Source organism: Sphingomonas radicis, assembly GCF_051400635.1.
Lineage (GTDB): Bacteria > Pseudomonadota > Alphaproteobacteria > Sphingomonadales > Sphingomonadaceae > Sphingomonas.
The window spans coordinates 1,185,962-1,202,272 of the sequence record NZ_JBLFFG010000001.1; the positions used below are offsets into that span (position 1 = coordinate 1,185,962).

A 16,311-nucleotide genomic window follows, 5' to 3' on the forward strand; every position below is an offset into this window, starting at 1 on the left:
GCACGGTCAATGCACGCGTGGGCGCGGACCGGGCCGTGCCGAAGGAGCGAATGCGATGGAATTGCGCGGGCACGACTCGCAGGAGAAACTCGGCGATGCGGAGCGGGCATGGCTCGCCGACGCGATCCGACGCATCGAGGCGGACAACAATCGCTCGGCCGACACGCATCTCATCCGTGTCGATCTGCCGCGCTATCCGGGGATCACGCTCTATCTGAAGGACGAGAGTTCGCATCCCACCGGCAGCCTCAAGCACCGCCTCGCGCGCTCGCTGTTCCTCTATGCGCTGTGCAATGCCTGGATCCGGCCCGACACTTGCGTGATCGAGGCATCGTCCGGGTCGACTGCGGTCAGCGAAGCCTATTTCGCGCGGATGCTGGGCCTCAGGTTCATTGCCGTGGTGCCCGCAACGACTGCGCCGCCCAAGCTCGATGCGATCCGCTTCCACGGCGGCGAGCTTCACATGGTCGATGATCCGCGCTCGGTGTACAACGTCGCGCACCGCCTCGCCGCGGAAACCGGCGGCCATTATCTCGACCAGTTCACCTATGCCGAGCGCGCCACCGACTGGCGGGGAAACAACAATATCGCCGAGAGCATCTTCGCCCAGATGGTCGAGGAGGAGCATCCGGTGCCGAGCTGGATCGTGTGCGGCGCGGGGACGGGCGGCACTTCGGCGACGATCGGGCGCTTCCTGCGCTACCGGCGTTATCCGACGCGGCTGTGCGTCGCCGACCCGGAGCATTCGGTGTTCCACCGGCATTATGCGGACCGGAACTGCACGGCGCTCGACGAAGGCTGCGCCTCGCGGATCGAAGGCATCGGCCGGCCGCGGCTGGAGCCGAGTTTCATCCCTTCGGTCGTCGACCGGATGATCATGGCGCGGGACGGCGAGAGCATCGGTGCGATGCGGGCGCTCGCCGACCGGCTGGGGCGGCCGGTGGGCGGATCGACCGGAACCAACCTCTGGGTCTGCGCCGCACTAGTGGAAGAGATGCACGCAGCCGGCGAGACGGGCAGCATCGTCACTTTGCTCTGCGACGGCGGCGAACGCTATGGCTGCACCTATTATAGCGACGACTGGCTCGCTGGGCAGGGGATCGAATGGCGCGCTTCGGCAGACCGGGTCGCGTATTTGCTCGGCGGCTGACCGATACTCTCCCGACTGCGCTTGACGCAGGGGAAGCGCGGACGCATTGACATTTACTCAGACAATAAGTCCTGGGGAGGGATGATGACCCGCACGTTCCGCTGGCGCGCGCTCTTGGCCGCCGCATTGCTGTCGCTCGTGATGAGCGTCGCCTTCGCCGGCGCCGCCTCGGCGCAGCGTGAGGGTCGCGAGCGGGTGTTGCTGGACGCCGGCTGGCGCTTCATGAAGGGCGAGCCGGCGGGGAGCGGGGCAGGGCTCGACTATGACGTGCGGCCGGAGGTGGCTGCCAGTGCCGACGGCAAGGCGGCCGATGCACGCCCCGACGCGGCCGTGCAGGTCTCCGCTGCCGGACGGCGGGTGCTCAAGCCGTGGATCCTGCCGACGGGCAACGCCTTCATCCGCGATCCCGCCCGGCGGCATGTTCGCCCAGCAGGCGATCCGGGCAGCGATCATCCTTATGTCCAGGCGGGGTTCGACGACAGCGGCTGGCGCGCCGTGACGCTGCCGCACGACTGGGCGATCGAAGGGCCGTTCCTGGAGAGCGGACCCTATGGCGGCATGGGGCGGCTGACGAGCTGGGGGATCGGCTGGTATCGCCGCACGCTGGATGTTCCGGCGAGCGACGCGGGCAAATCCATCTTCCTCGATATCGACGGTGCCATGTCCTACGCGACGGTGTGGCTCAACGGCCGGCTCGTCGGCGGCTGGCCCTATGGGTACAACAGCTGGCGGCTGGACCTGACGCCCTATGTCCGCGCCGGCACCAACCAGCTGGCGATCCGCCTCGACAATCCGCCCGAGTCCGCGCGCTGGTATCCAGGCGGCGGGCTGTACCGCAACGTGTGGCTGACCAAGACTGCGCCGGTGCATGTCGGCCAATGGGGCACGGTGGTCACCACGCCGCAGGTCTCGGCGGAGCGGGCGACGGTGCAGGTGGCGGTGACCGTCGACAATGACGCGGATGCGCCCGCGAATGTGACTGTCGCCAGCGCGGTCTACGCACTCGACGGGCGGGGCAAGCGCGTCGGCAAGCCGGTGGCGACGATCGCTCCGGCGCCGCTCGCCCTCGCAGCCAAGGCGAGCGCCACGGCGACCGGATCGGCCAGCGTCGCCAGGCCGCGGCTCTGGGGTCCACCGCCGACGCAGCAGCCCAATCGGTACGTCGCAGTGACGACGGTGACTCGCGGCGGGCGGGTCGTGGACCGCTATGAAACGCCGTTCGGCATCCGCACCATCACCTTCGATCCGGACAAGGGGCTGATCGTCAACGGCGAGCATGTGCCGTTCAGGGGCGTCAACAACCACCATGACCTGGGCGCGCTGGGCGCAGCGTTCAATATCCGCGCTGCAGAGCGCCAGCTCGAGATCCTTCGCGAGATGGGCACCAACGCGATCCGGATGAGCCACAACCCGCCCGATCCGCAGCTGCTCGAGCTCACCGACCGGATGGGCCTGCTGGTGATCGACGAGGTGTTCGACAGCTGGGAGCGCAAGAAGACCCCGCTCGACTTCCACCTGATCTTTCCCGACTGGCACGAGCAGGATCTGCGCTCGATGCTCCGGCGCGACCGCAACCACCCGTCGATCGTGCTGTGGAGCGTCGGCAACGAAGTCGGCGAGCAATATACCGGCGAGGAAGGCGCGGCGATCGGGCGCCGGCTGGTGCAGATCGTTCGCGAGGAAGACCCGACGCGGCTCGCGACCAGCGCGATGAACTTTGCCAAGGCGGACATGCCGCTGCCGCAAGTGGTCGACGTGCTCAACCTCAACTATCAGGGCCACGGCATCCGCTCGCGGCCCAGCGAATATGATGCCTTCCGCAAGACCTTCCCCAACAAGGTGATCCTCCATTCGGAAAGCGCCTCGGCGCTGTCGAGCCGGGGGGAGTTCCTGTTCCCCGTGCCCGGCACGATCAGCGGCCCGGTGCGCCCCGGCGTGGGCGGCGATCCGAAGACCAGGCAGGTGAGCGCATATGAGCTGTTCGCATCGGACTTCGGCTCGTCACCCGACAAGGTCTTCGCGCTCGACGACCAGCATCCGTACAATGGCGGCGAGTTCGTCTGGTCGGGCTTCGACTATCTCGGCGAGCCGACGCCCTATTATGACGCGCGCAGCTCCTATTCGGGTATCATCGATCTGGCCGGTTTCCCCAAGGACCGTTTCTATCTCTACCAGGCGCGCTGGCGGCCGGATCTGAAGTTCGCGCACATCATTCCGCACTGGACCTGGCCGGGGCGCGAGGGCGAGCCGACGCCGGTGCATGTCTTCACTTCGGCGGACGAGGCCGAGCTGTTCGTCAACGGCAAGTCGCAGGGCCGGCGCAAGCGCGCGCCCTTCGAGTACCGCTTCCGCTGGGATTACGTCACCTACGAACCCGGCGAGATCAGGGTCGTCACCTGGAAGGACGGCAAGGAATGGGCGACCGCGATGCGGCGGACCACCGGGGCGCCGGCGCGGCTCCAGCTGGAAGCGGACCGCAGTGCGATTGCCGGCGACGGGCGCGACCTGTCGTTCGTCACGGCGCGGGTGCTGGACAAGGACGGCGCGTTAGCGCCGCGGGCCAAGAACGGCTTGCGCTTCAGCGTGACCGGACCGGGCGAGATCGTGGCGACCGACAATGGCGATCCGACGAGCTTCGTGCCTTTCCCGTCGCACGCGCGGCCCGCGTTCAACGGGCTGGCGCTGGCGATCGTCCGGGCCAAGCCGGGGAGCAGCGGGAAGATCGTCGTGCGGGTCGAGGGCGAAGGGCTGGAGCCCGCCACCGTGGAGGTGCGCAGCACGCGGTGATCCGGCGGGCGCGGCGGTGCCGGTTGACGTGCTTGACTCGTTTGCGCCTTTTTGCGGGCAGGCCAAAATGGCAACGCATTGATTTGCAAGCATAAGGTGCAGAATCCCTTGACGCGACGCTACACCCACGCGGCAGGTACGCTACACCGACGCTACACCGACGCTACACCGACGCTACACCGACGCTACACCGACGCTACACCGACGCTACACCGACGCGGCAGGGAGGCTGCACGGACGCAGCAGCCCGGTTGACTCATGCTCGAGAGAGATCGTGCGGACGATGGGAAAGAGCGGCGAGCAAGTCGCTCCAGCGACTTAGGGCGCCGCGGCTGATGTTCAAGCGTTGTTCTCAATTCGGTACGACCGAGAGCGGCGCCGACCGGGCAAATGGCGGGAAATGGGTGGGTAGCGGTGCGGCCGCTTTAGGAATGCAAATTGTGAAGGGAGCGGTTCACCGCTGCACTAAGTTGATTGAATGTTCAGCCCCGCCTAGTGTCGGATTTTGGGGGGAGCGATATGAAAAAGCTGCAGATTCTTGCAGTCGGGGTCTGTCTTGCCGCAACGGCGTGCGGCGGTGGTGGGAGTTCGTCGGGCGGCGGCACGATCGCCGTTTCACCCCAAGCGCCTATTCCAACGCCGACGCCCACGCCAACTCCTTCGCCGGCGCCGCGCTTTGAAGCGGGCCTTGTCGGCTACATCACCATAGATTCAAACGACAATGGGCAGTTCGCCGGTGTCATTGCAGATGCTGGAGATACGCGCACGACAACCGACCGTTGGGGCAGATTTGGCCCTGACGTACTGGACAGGCTGGACAGCTCGCAAACCCCGGCTGCGCCGCTCTGGGCGATGAGCGCCACCGGATATGACGACCTCACCGGGTTCCACTATGCGGACGTGAGGACACCTCGAGGCGGGACGGTTCTATCGCCCGTAACCACGTTGCTACGGAACATCGACGACGATGTTGTACCAGCCAATTTGGGTCTCGCGATGGACGCGGCGCGTTTGGCAGGTTTCAATGCGGACCACGAGACGAGCACCTCGGACCCAACGGGCGATCCGAATCCGGCGATAAGACCTGTTGCGCGGGAAGTAGTGCTAGTGAACCTAAAGCTGCTGGCCTTGGCTGGCTTTCCGAATTCCACCGGGTTCGGGCCCGATCGCAGCATCGTCGTTGCGCAGAACCTCGCACCTCTGTCCGAACAATTGCGCATCGGCCGGGTGGATTTGAACGACGCTGCGTCTATCCGTTCGGTGCTCGACCGGTCGCCGGTGGCCCGTCGGGCGAGCGAAGAGGCGCGGAATGCGGCGGCACAACTGCTTGCACGATGGGGGCAGGCGATCGACCGCTTCGGCGCACGCCGAGACGCGACACGGTTCCCGTTCGGGTACACTTCGATGGCCATCGAACGGGCACTGCGTATCCGCATACTACCCGAGTTGATGGCGTTGTTCGGTACCATCCAAACGCCTTTGAATCGCGTCCCGTCACATACACGGCTCAATGCCTTGACGGTCGATGAATTGGTGGCCGGCTTAGAATCGTTCTTTGGGATGCAGCAGGCGCGCTACGATATCGGGGGTGTGACAGCGGTTGCCGATTATGTGTCTTTCGACCGCCATGTAACCGGCAATATGCTCGCACTCGACAATCAATGCCTCTCCATCCTGCGCCAGGCGCCGCACTGCAATGACGTCGATGTTGCGCAATGGATGTTGCCAAATCCGATCAATCCTCAATGGTCCGAGGCACGGGTGCCCGCTGAATTCGTTCGCCGTATCCGGCTCAGCCGGGATCTCGCTGGCAATCTGGTGATCGAAAGATTGGATCAGGAGCCTGGCATCATTTGGTTCGAATATGACGTGCGTGTGGGTAACGGGCCAATTTCGACCTCGCGCGTCTATATAAGATTGAACGACGACATCTAACCAATTAATGGAAGCCCTAGCTTGCGGCATACGCCATGACCGCTTTCGGCCTCGGCGGTCCCCTCCGATCAATGGCAAACTTTGGGGCGGTAGCTTCTGGCCCGCTTCCACCGTCCAATTGCCGCCGGGGATGGCGGAAACTGGTGGACTGCAGAACGGCAGCTTGCGCGTGCTCGCTGCCTAAGTTGCCGCTCGACCGTTACGGCAGTTCGGGAATCCCCCCGGGACCTCTTCGGCAGTCCACGCACCTTGCTGCGATTTCGTGACAAGGAGCGCGGAGGTTATATCGAAACGACGTGCCGTTGCGCCGAGCTGCCTCACTACTCCATCGTGGAAGCACAGGCGCATGTGCTTTGGATGGTTCGATACCACGACGAAGCTCTTCGATGCGCCATCGATCTGGCCGACTAGCTTCGCTCCGCTTGCCGTCTTCGCAACGGTGATAAAACCGTAGTCTGCAAAGGTGGTTTTTCCAGGCATTCGCTTGGGGAGCGAATTTGGGAACGTGGTCAGGTCAAGTTTACTGATGACCCTGTCTACGTCGTTCGCATTGACGGATGCAGCTAACGAAGGTCCGATTGCCACCGCGGCCGCAATGGCAATCAGCTTCATCCTCGTCCTCCCGGCTTGAACATGAATAGATCACTTCATTGCTTCGGGAAGCTGAACAGCCTCGGAACACCATCTGCAATTGCGCAGGTAGCTGAGTACGCAGCTAAATGAACGAACGACTCCTCTCGGGTCCGGTTGCGGGCTCGCTGAATGGAGATTTGGCGAAAGTGGGCCGACTGCAATTTGCCTTCGCACGCCGTCACCGCTGAAATCAGTAATGCGCCGCACTTTGGGCCCGACGTTCATGGGGCGATGAGGACAGGGCCCGATCCCGCCATCCGCCAAAAAAGGAAAGGGCGGCCGGATTGCTCCGGCCGCCCCAGGTGCGGGGGGAATTGCGGTTAGAAGCGGCCGCGGATGCCCACGAGGACGGTGCGGCCGGGGTTGTATTCGTTGAAAGTCGCGTTCGGGTATTGGAAGTAGCTGCTCTGCGACTCCTTGGTGATGTTGATCACGTTGAGCGTCAGCGAGGGCAGGTAATCGTTGTTGAAGATCTCGCTGAGCTCGATGCTTCCCGAGAAATCGAGCTGCGAATAGTCGCGCCCGAAGATCGCCGCGGTCGGGATGCCGTTCTGGTTGGTGCCCGAGTTCTGCGATCCTTCGTTGAAGGTGTAGGTCAGCCGTGCCTGCAGCCCGTTGCCCTCGTAATAGCCGGTGAGGGTGTAGGTGGTCGGCGCGACGCCCAGTGCGACCGCGGGGGCGCCGGCGCCCTCGCCCTTCTGGTCGATCAGGGTGAGATTGCCCTGGAAGCCGAAGCCGGTGACGCCGATGTAGCTGGTCAGGAAGTCGAGCGGCTGGGTGATCTGGAACTCGAGGCCGTTGACCTTGAGCTTGCCGTCCGAATTGACCTGCTGCTGGATGATGATCGGAACGTCCTCCGGCGCCTGCCCCGGCTGGGCACGAGCGACCAGCGCACCCTGCTGCGCCGCAGTGAGCGAAGCGAAGGTGATGCCATAGGGAGCGAGATAGGAGAAAGGCACCGTCGTCGTGCCCGGCACGGTGAAGCCGGTGATCGACTTGCGGAACGCCGCGAAGGCGATCACGCCCTCGCCGCCGGTGTAGATCTCGAAGCCCAGGTCGATGTTGCTCGAGATATAGGGGTCGAGCTGGCTGTTGCCGACCGTGCCGACGTCCGCCGACGGCTGCACGAAGCTCGCGCCGGGCAGCAGTGCGTTCGGATCGGGACGAGTCATCGTCCGCGAGACGGACGCACGCGCCACCGCGATGTCGCCGATGTGGAAGGCCGCGCTCGCCGAGGGCAGGAAGTTCGAATAGAGCGAGGTGGTTTCCGAAAAGGTGTTGATGTTCGGATAGCAGGAGCCGTCGAGCGCGAAGCCCGGCGAAGCGCCCGGGCACACCACGCCGCCCACATTGTTGCGCGGATCGACGATCGAAGTGCGGCCGCCGACGATCTGCTCGGTGCGGACATAGCGGATGCCGCCGTTGAGCCGAAGCTGGTTGTCGCCGATGTCGATCACGCCATTGGCCTCGGCGAAGGTGCTGGTGACCTTCTCCTGGATCAGGCCGCCGTTGGCGCCGCTGCTGCCCGAGCCGGTCTCGGAAGCATCGGCCAGGAACGCGTCATAGCCGGTGTCGGCACGGAAGCGATTCCAGTCGACGGTGATGAAGCCGTTGCTGCCCGGCATCAGATAGCTGGGCACCGATGCGGTCGGCACCAGCGAGCCGCCCCAGCTGAACGGCGGGAAGCCGCTCGAATAGCCGGTGCCGTACGCCGGATAGCTCGGGTAGCCCGGGGGAGTGGCGGTGCCCGGCATGTTGGTTCCGTCGCAGACCGGCTGGCGGTTGGGCGCCGGCAGCGTCACGCTGGGGTTGTTGCCGCAGATCGCGTTCTGCCACGGGTTGGTATTGTCCCACGGCGTGATGCGGCGGCGGGTGTCGTCATAAGCAGCGCCGACGCGGATGCTGAAGCGCTTCTCGTCGCCGAAGAGCAGGCTGCCGCGGATGCCCTTGGTCTCGGTCTCGCGATCCTCGCCGTTCAGGTTGACGCGGCCGCCGCCGGCCCAGCCGAAGTTGCGCGGATCGTTGAGATCGATGTTGCTCTGGATGTTCGGGATGCCGCCATCGTTGGTGTAGGTCGTGGTGACGCCGCTGCTCGGCGGCGTGATCACGAGCACCGTCGGGCTTTCGCGGTGGAAGGTGCTCTTGGTGTAGTTCGCCTGGAGATCACCCTTGATGAAATCGTTGACGGTGAACTCGATGCCGGGGTTGACGCCCCAGAAGTCCACCGTGTCGCGATAGGGGCGGTATTCGAGGAAGAACTGCGAATTGGCATAGGTGCCGCTGGTCACCACGCAGCCGGTTGCGCAGTCCGTCCGGTCATAGGTGGTGTCGAGCGGGATGGCCGCGCCGTTGCGCACCACCCAGTTCATCGCGGTACGTTCGAATTCGGTCTTCCGCTCGCCGTACTGGCCGTCGATGTAGAAGTGGAAATCGTCGCTGGGGCGCCATTCGAGCGAGCCGATGAAGTTCTTGCGATCGCGGAAGCCGATCTCGGTGCGCGGACGGCCGAGGCGCGGCAGCAGGCCGTTGTCGATCTGGTCGATCGTCGCGCCCGGGTTCTGCGCGAGCAGGAACGCCTCGTCGATCGTCGCGCCGGTGGTCAGGCCGTTGCCGGCATTGACGGGGACGGTGCCGGGGATCGTCCAGTTGCCGCCGCCGGTGGCGTTGCGCGTGCCGGTGGTGCGCTGTGCGGCGGTAAGGTTCGGGTTGGTCCAGCCGATCGTCTCGAAGCCGTCGACGCGGAACTCGTTGCGCGCCACCGCCGCGCCGGCGAGGATGCCGAAGTCGCCGAAGGTGGTGCTCGCCAGGATATGGCCGCGATAGCCCCATTTGTCGGCGGTGCTGACCTTCGAGCCCTGAAGGCTGTAGCTGACATAGGTCTCGGGATTGTCGAACGGACGTGCCGAGCGGAGGTTGACGGTGCCGGCGGCGCCGCCCTCGACCTGGCTCGCGACCGGCGACTTGGTGACGGTGAGCTGGGTGAACAGTTCGGTCGGCAGCAGGTCGAGATCTACTTCGCGGTTGGTGCTCTGCGCGTCGAAGCGGACCGAGGCGACCGCGACCGGCGCGCCGTTGAGTAGCACGCGCGTGAAATTGGTGCCCAGGCCGCGGATCGCGATGCTGGTGCCTTCGCCGGTGACTTCGCGGGCGATCGTCACGCCCGGGATGCGGTTGACCGATTCGGCGATGTTGGTGTCGGGGAACTTGCCGATGTCTTCGGCGAAGATCGAATCGCTGAAGCCGATCGACTCGCGCTTGGCGTTGGTCTGGCTCTGCAGCGACGCGCGATAGCCGCTGACGACGATTTCCTCGTCGGCACCCGCCGAAGGCTCAGGAGGAACCTGCGAGGCCGAATCGGCCTGGTTCTCTCCCGCCGTTTGTTCCTGCGGTGTAGTGGGTGTGGTGGTCTGCGCCAGCGCCGGCCATGCGGCAGTCGCCAGCAGCGATGCGGTGAGCAGCGTCCCGCGCCGTACGACAATGCACCTTCTCACAGGCATAGTATCCTCCCTGACTTTTCCCGCCGTGAATCGCGGATTGCCGCTAATGTTAGCGGTCACATTGTTTTGTATGAGTTAAGCGACCGAAGGTCAATTCCCCTCCGCTCCGGCGCGATTCTGCGGTGAAAATCCGGCATCGTCGCCGGGCGATCTGCATGGCGTGCCGAATTCACGGCACTTCGACCCGAGTAGCCGCGTTTCGTCCTATAGGAATGGGGAGGGCCCGTTTCCGCGCGGAGTTGAACGCTCGCCAATCACGCTCTGCGGGCCGGGAAGGGTGACGGCATGCCGATGAAGATGCGGCGAATTTTCCAGATGCTGGTCATCCCGTCGGTGCCGGCCCTCCTGCTGCTGGTCAACCAGATGCTGGCCGCACAGTTTTCGGATGCGCGGACGCTGGCGGACGAGGCCGAGCGGGCGTATCTCGTGCGCGAGCAGCTCAATACGATCCTGTCGACTCACCAGGACATCGAAACCGGGCAGCGCGGCTATGTGCTGACCGGCGAGTCGACCTTCCTCGAGCCTTATGCCCGAGCGGAGGCAAGGTTGCCGAACGAGTTTGCCAAGCTGGATGGGCTCGCCGCCGGACGCCCGGATCTTCAGGCTGCCGTTGCGGAAATGCGCACGCTTTCGAAGCAGAAGCGCACCTTTGCCGCCGAGACCGTCACCCTGACCCGGCAGGGACACCAACCGGACGCTGCGCGACTTATCGCGTCGCAGCGCGGCAAGGCAGTCATGGACGCGCTGCGGGTCCGCATCGGCAAGTCCGACGCCGCGATCGCGCAGGAACTCGAGACGACGCGCAGAAACCGCGCGGTCGCCCGCGTGCGGACAGAGCGCGTGGCCTATGCGCTGCAGGCGCTGCTGGTGGTGATGCTGATCGTCGCCGCCTGGCTGCTGATGCGCAGCCTGCGGGCCGAGCGGCTGGCGGCGCGGCGCTTCAAGGATTCGAGCGCGCGGCTCGAAGCCGTGTTCGATGCCGCGACTGACGGGCTGCTCATTCACGACGACGAAGGAATCGTCGAATCGGCCAATCCGGGCATGGCGCGGATGCACGGCTATGCGCCCGACGAGCTTGCCGGGCGCCATATCGACGTGTTCTTCAAGAAGCCCTTCCCGCGCGAGCAGCTCCGGGCCTGGCTGCGCAAGATCGCCAGGAGTCCTGACGGCAGCGCCCAGCGAACGCGCGAGTTCATCGGCTGCCGCAAGGACGGCAGCACCTATCCGGCCGATGTCGTGGTGAGTCCCGTGATCCTCGACGACCGGACGCTGTTCCTCGCTGCGGTCCGCGACGCGACCGGGCGCAAACGGATCGAGCAGATGAAGAACGACTTCGTCGCCACGGTGAGCCACGAGCTGCGCACGCCGCTGACTTCGATCGCCGGCTCGCTGGGCCTGCTCGGCGGCGGGGCGGCGGGCGTGCTGCCCGGGAAGGCGAAGCGGCTGATCGAGATCGCGCACAACAACAGCGAGCGGCTGGTGCGGCTGATCAACGACATCCTCGACATCGAGAAGATCGAATCGGGGAAGATGACGTTCAATCTCAAATGGCTCCGCCTCGAGCCGCTGCTCGAACAGGCCGTGCACGCCAACCGCGGCTTCGCGGACCGGCATCATGTGGAGCTCGACCTGGCGCCGGTGCCGGAGGACGCGGCGGTGATCGCGGACGAGGACCGGCTGATCCAGGTGATCACCAACCTCCTCTCCAATGCCGTCAAATTCTCGCCGGACGGAGAGAAGGTGCGGATCCGGGTGGAAACTCTCGACGGCCGGTGCCGGATCACGATCGCCGACAAGGGATCGGGGATTCCCGAGGCGTTCCACGAGCGCATCTTCGGCAAGTTCGCCCAGGCCGATGCTTCGGATGCGCGGTCCAAATCGGGCACGGGGCTGGGGCTGTCGATCGCGCGCGAGATCGTGACGCGCCTAGGCGGGTCGATCGGCTTCGAGAGCCGGCCCGGCGAGGGCGCGGTGTTCCACGTCGACCTGCCTGCCGCGGGGGCCAGGGAGACTGAGCGCCCCGGCGAGCCGCAGCGCAGCGCCACCGGCCTGCCGCGGATCCTGCACGTCGATGCCGATCCCGACATGCTGCGCGTGATCGCCGGCGCCTTCGAAGGCAAGGCGGAGGTCCACTCGACCCCCAGCGTGCGCGAGGGCTATGTGGCGCTCCAGCGCGACCGGTTCGACGCCGCGATCCTGGAGGTGTCGGTGGCGGACGGATCGGGGCTCGACCTGCTGCCGCTTCTGCGCGAAACCGATCCGCCGACACCGACCACGTTGTTCACGGTCCACGACGTCGGCCCGTCCTATGCGGCGCGAGTGGATGCGGTGGTCACCAAATCGGGATCGAACGTGGACAGGCTCGTCGATACCGTGATGGGGCTGGTGGAGCGCGAAGGAGAAGCCTGATGGCGCGGATTCTCTACGTCGATGACGAGCCCGACATCCGCGAAGTGGCGGTGATGGCGCTGGAGCTCGATCCCGGGCTGGAGGTCCGCGCCTGCGCCTCGGGGCCGGAGGCGCTTGCAGTCGCGCCCGACTGGGCGCCCGACCTCATCCTGCTCGACGTGATGATGCCCGAAATGGACGGGCCGACGACGCTCGCCGAGCTGCGCGCGCGGCCCGAGACCCGCGGCACGCCGATCGTCTTCATCACCGCGCGAACCCAGGCGCACGAACTCGAGCGGTTCATCGGGCTCGGCGCGGGGGGAGTGATCGGCAAGCCCTTCGATCCGATGACGCTCGCCAAACAGGCGCGCGCGTATCTTCCGGGATGAGCGATTTCGATGATCGGCTGGCAGGGCTCCGGGCGCGGTTCCTGGCGCGTGCGGCAGACGATCACGCTGCCCTGGCGGCCGCGCGGGAGGCGGGCGATCGCGAGGCGATTCAGCGCATCGTGCACAGCCTTGCCGGCGGCGCGGGCATCTTCGGCTTTCCCGAAATCAGCGCCGCCGCGCGGGCGGTGGAGGAGGCCGGCGAGGAGGACGTCCGTCCCCGATTGGCACATCTTCTGAGGCTGCTCGATGGGCGGCGCTGAGGTATTTTACCAATCTTTTGAAGGCGCTCGCGCTGGACCGGATATCCGGTTCGGTGATAGAGCCATTCCCTAAAGCTATAGCCAGGGGTCAAATAAGTCGCATGACCAAGGTGCTTCTCGCCGAAGACGATCCGCTCACGCTCGCCGGAATCCAAGTCCTCCTCGACAAGACGAATTTCACCGTGGTCGCGACCGTGGGGACTGGCACCGCGGCGCTCGACGCGGTGGCCAGCGCGCGGCCGGACCTGCTGATCCTCGACAACAGCATGCCGGAGCGCACCGGCCTGGAGGTGCTCCGCACGCTGCGCGGCCGCGGTGACACCCGGCCCGTGATCCTGCTCACCGGCGGGATCAACGACCAGGCCTCGAAGGAGGCGATGCATCTCGGCGTGAACGGAATCGTCATCAAGGCGACGGCGCCGCGCGACTTGCTCACTTGTCTGGAGACCGTGGCTACGGGGCGCCGCTGGATCGATCAGGAAGTGATGCAGCGCGTGATGGACCTGGCGATGTCGCCCGATGCGGCGCGCGACCCGCTGGAGACGCTGAGCGGGCGCGAGCGCGCGGTGGCGTCGCTCGTCCAGCGGGGTCTGCGCAACCGCGAGATCGCCGACGAGCTCAGGATCACCGAGGGAACGGTGAAGGTCCATCTCCACAAGGTCTTCGAAAAGCTCGGCGTGCGCAGCCGCACCGAGCTGATCCTGCTGGCGCAGGAGCGCGGAGCCTGACCCTATATCCAAAGCGATAGACGTTTCAGCCGATGGTAAGCGTGGTTCTCACCATCGGTTGAATGGTTCCTGACGACCAACCGAAGCATCAGCGCGCCCAGCTGACGGCATCAGACCGTCCTGGGTCGGTGGGTAATGAGTCGCTTGCGCATTCTGGGTCTGGTGATTTTGATGATGCTTGGCGGCATCAGCCAGCCCGTGCGCGCGCAGGTCACTGCCTATGCCGCGGGGCAGGGCGCGGTCAGCAGCATCGAAGTGGGCGTGGAAGTGCGCGCGTCGGTGCGCAGCCGCTGCGGCTTCGCATCGGGCGGCGCGCCCATGGGCAGCATCGACCAGGCCGATTTCGATCGCACCGGCTTCAGCAAGGATTTCCCGATCCAGCTCAACTGCAGCGGCGCCTCGCGCATCGCGGTCGCGTCGGCGAATGGGGGAATGGCGACCTCGGCGAGCGCGAACGGTTTCAGCTCGAAGGCACCCTATCAGGTCGCGCTGCGCGTCGTTGCGGACAACGGCACCAGCGCTTCGGCGTCGTGCAACGCAGCGGCGCTCGGCGGCGGCGGTGCCTGCAGCTTCGCCGGCACCGCGACCAGCGCCAACGGGCTTCGTCTGGCAGGCGCATCGACTCGGAACAACGGATCCTATCTGCGGATCAGCGCGCCGAGCTACGATGGTGCCACGCCGCTGATCGAGGGCCGCTATACCGACACGCTGACGATCACGGTGAGCGTCACGCCATGAATTTCGCGGTCGCAGCGATTGCAGAGGCGAGGGTCTCGGGGCAATCCAATCCTCCCCCGCCAGGGGGAGGTGTCATGCACAGCATGACGGAGGGGGAGGTCAGCGACCAATTGCCGGCGTGCTTTCTCCCCCTCCGTCGCCTTCGGCGCCACCTCCCCCTGGCGGCGGGAGGATTTGGAAGCTGGCGAGCGCCACCTTCGCGATCGAACAATCGCCGTGAACTTTCCAATTCATCCTTAATATCGGGCTAAGTATTCCAAGCGATGGCCTATTCACGGCTCCTGCGATATTCCATGTTCCGTCATGTCGCGGAACGCCCTTCTTCGCAGCGCTATTTCGCCTTGGGCGAGGTGGGCGGCTGCGATGACGGCGACCGCGTTTGCGATCCTTGCCATCCCGGCGCAGGCCCAGACGCGACAGCAAATGGATCTTTACGGATATGTGGCGCCCCGTTGCTGGGTGGCGACCGCGCGGATGCCGCAGCCGATCGCGGACCAGCCGGCGCCGCTTTTGGGGGCAGTCTGCAATCAGTCGGTCCCGCGGCTCCAGTCGCAAGTCCGCTCGTTCAATGCGGACGGGACGCTGGCGACTCGCGTCGTTTCGCTCGATCGCATGGCGGACGCCGATCCGGCGGAAGGCGGGGCGCAGGTTGCGGGGCGCACCGCGCTAGAGATCATCGTATCCCCACGCGTATGAGGCGGTGGATCGGCGGGTTGTTCGCAGCGGGCGCAGCGTCCGCGGCGGGGCTCGTGTCGCCTGCGGCCGCGCAGACACAGCTTTCGTCGATCTGCGGGGTGACCGGCAACGCGACGGCGCCCGCCAGCATCACCTATGACCCCTTCTCGCCCGGCGGGCTTTCGGACGTCACGATCCCGCTGGTGCTCCGGCGCAACCGCAGCTTCACCGGCTATACCGACGAAGTCAGTCTGGTTCTCATCGCCCCGTCCGGTACGCCGCCGATCGAAGTCACCTACCGCGGCCAGCAGGTCCTCTATCGGGAGGGGGCCAATGCCGGCCGCCCGCATTCGGTCAATTCGAAGGACAGGGGAGCAGGATCGATCGGCGAAATCCGCTACGATTTCGGCAATTTCTTCGCGTCCGACCTGTCGGCGCCGCTCAATCTGCGCGTCACGGTGCCGCCGGGAGCGGACCTTTCGGCAGGCGAGCCGATCGTGCTCGACATCCTCTATATCTGCTCGGGCGACGGGTACATGCAGGACGTGCCGTTCCCGCTGCGCGATCGCGGCGCGCTGCGGATCAACGTCAACACGGTGAGCGCGCTCCAGGCCCATTATGCCGGATCGGTGCTCGACTTCGGCGAGATCGGCGACGTGACCACCGCAGCGGTGCAGGCGACGCCTGATCGCTACACCACGCCTTCGGCCAACTCGCTCAGGGTGCGCAGCTCGGGGCCGTTCGAAGTGCGGATGCGTTCGCAGAATGATTTCCGGCTGGCGTTCCCGGGCGGCGATCTGGCGGATCCGGCGCAGACGATCCGCTACAGCGCGCGGTTCCTGGGGCAGGAGATCACGTCGAACGCGTCGTTCGGCAGGCGCGTCTGCGCGCGTGCCGGGATCGGTGGCGAAGCGGGAACGCTGCCGCTCCGCGCCACGCTGCGCGAAGGCGGGGCGGCGAAGACGCCGGCGCCCAATTATGGCGATACGATCAGTATAACTTTCACGCCGGTGGTTTCCGCGGCTTCGGCCACGAATTGCGGCGGGCTTTGAGCGCCCCTTAATCCTCCCCCGCCAGGGGGAGATGCGCCGAAGGCGTCGGAGGGGGCGGATGCCAGAACGTGAGCGGCGT

General features: G+C 65.7%; 12 protein-coding genes. 10 read left to right on the forward strand and 2 right to left on the reverse strand.

Features of this window, described 5'->3' with window-relative positions; all coding sequences use genetic code 11:
• Positions 1-55 precede the first annotated feature (55 nt).
• From ACMGDH_RS05420 to ACMGDH_RS05430, 3 genes are all read left to right on the forward strand, one after another.
• A complete protein-coding gene (locus tag ACMGDH_RS05420) occupies positions 56-1,150 on the forward strand; it encodes a PLP-dependent cysteine synthase family protein (RefSeq protein ID WP_436826882.1) in 1,095 nt (364 codons plus the stop codon).
• An 84-nt stretch (positions 1,151-1,234) separates the two neighbouring features.
• Positions 1,235-3,937: a beta-galactosidase GalB gene (galB, locus tag ACMGDH_RS05425; RefSeq protein WP_436826883.1), complete on the forward strand. Its 2,703-nt coding sequence runs from the start codon at positions 1,235-1,237 to the stop codon at positions 3,935-3,937.
• Between the two features lie 519 nt (positions 3,938-4,456).
• Positions 4,457-5,872 carry a hypothetical protein gene (locus tag ACMGDH_RS05430; protein WP_436826884.1) on the forward strand — a complete coding sequence of 472 codons (1,416 nt, stop codon included), beginning with the start codon at positions 4,457-4,459 and terminating at the stop codon, positions 5,870-5,872.
• Between the two features lie 180 nt (positions 5,873-6,052).
• Here the strand turns inward: ACMGDH_RS05430 and ACMGDH_RS05435 are convergent, their stop codons facing one another.
• Positions 6,053-6,484, reverse strand: a complete 432-nt coding sequence (locus ACMGDH_RS05435) for a hypothetical protein (RefSeq protein ID WP_436826885.1) — start codon at positions 6,482-6,484, stop codon at positions 6,053-6,055.
• Positions 6,485-6,825: 341 nt separating this feature from the next.
• Entirely contained in the window at positions 6,826-10,002 is a 3,177-nt protein-coding gene (locus ACMGDH_RS05440) for a TonB-dependent receptor (RefSeq protein ID WP_436826886.1), read from the reverse strand.
• 285 nt (positions 10,003-10,287) lie between these two features.
• Between ACMGDH_RS05440 and ACMGDH_RS05445 the strand changes: the two genes are divergently transcribed.
• The 7 genes from ACMGDH_RS05445 (at position 10,288) to ACMGDH_RS05475 (ending at position 16,232) form a co-directional block, all read left to right on the forward strand.
• Positions 10,288-12,411, forward strand: a complete 2,124-nt coding sequence (locus tag ACMGDH_RS05445; RefSeq protein ID WP_436826887.1) for an ATP-binding protein — start codon at positions 10,288-10,290, stop codon at positions 12,409-12,411.
• Positions 12,411-12,779: a response regulator gene (locus ACMGDH_RS05450; protein WP_436826888.1), complete on the forward strand. Its 369-nt coding sequence runs from the start codon at positions 12,411-12,413 to the stop codon at positions 12,777-12,779. Before ACMGDH_RS05445 ends, ACMGDH_RS05450 begins: the two co-directional genes overlap by 1 nt.
• Entirely contained in the window at positions 12,776-13,039 is a 264-nt protein-coding gene (locus ACMGDH_RS05455) for an Hpt domain-containing protein (RefSeq protein ID WP_436826889.1), read from the forward strand. The genes ACMGDH_RS05450 and ACMGDH_RS05455 overlap by 4 nt, the downstream gene beginning before the upstream one ends.
• 101 nt (positions 13,040-13,140) lie before the next feature.
• Positions 13,141-13,767 (forward strand): response regulator transcription factor, encoded by a 627-nt coding sequence (locus tag ACMGDH_RS05460; RefSeq protein WP_436826890.1) that lies wholly within the window; start codon positions 13,141-13,143, stop codon positions 13,765-13,767.
• Positions 13,768-13,902: 135 nt separating this feature from the next.
• Positions 13,903-14,505: a hypothetical protein gene (locus ACMGDH_RS05465; RefSeq protein ID WP_436826891.1), complete on the forward strand. Its 603-nt coding sequence runs from the start codon at positions 13,903-13,905 to the stop codon at positions 14,503-14,505.
• A 363-nt stretch (positions 14,506-14,868) separates the two neighbouring features.
• On the forward strand, positions 14,869-15,201 hold the full coding sequence (locus tag ACMGDH_RS05470) for a hypothetical protein (RefSeq protein ID WP_436826892.1): 333 nt from the start codon (positions 14,869-14,871) through the stop codon (positions 15,199-15,201).
• On the forward strand, positions 15,198-16,232 hold the full coding sequence (locus tag ACMGDH_RS05475; RefSeq protein WP_436826893.1) for a hypothetical protein: 1,035 nt from the start codon (positions 15,198-15,200) through the stop codon (positions 16,230-16,232). The genes ACMGDH_RS05470 and ACMGDH_RS05475 overlap by 4 nt, the downstream gene beginning before the upstream one ends.
• Positions 16,233-16,311 lie beyond the last annotated feature (79 nt).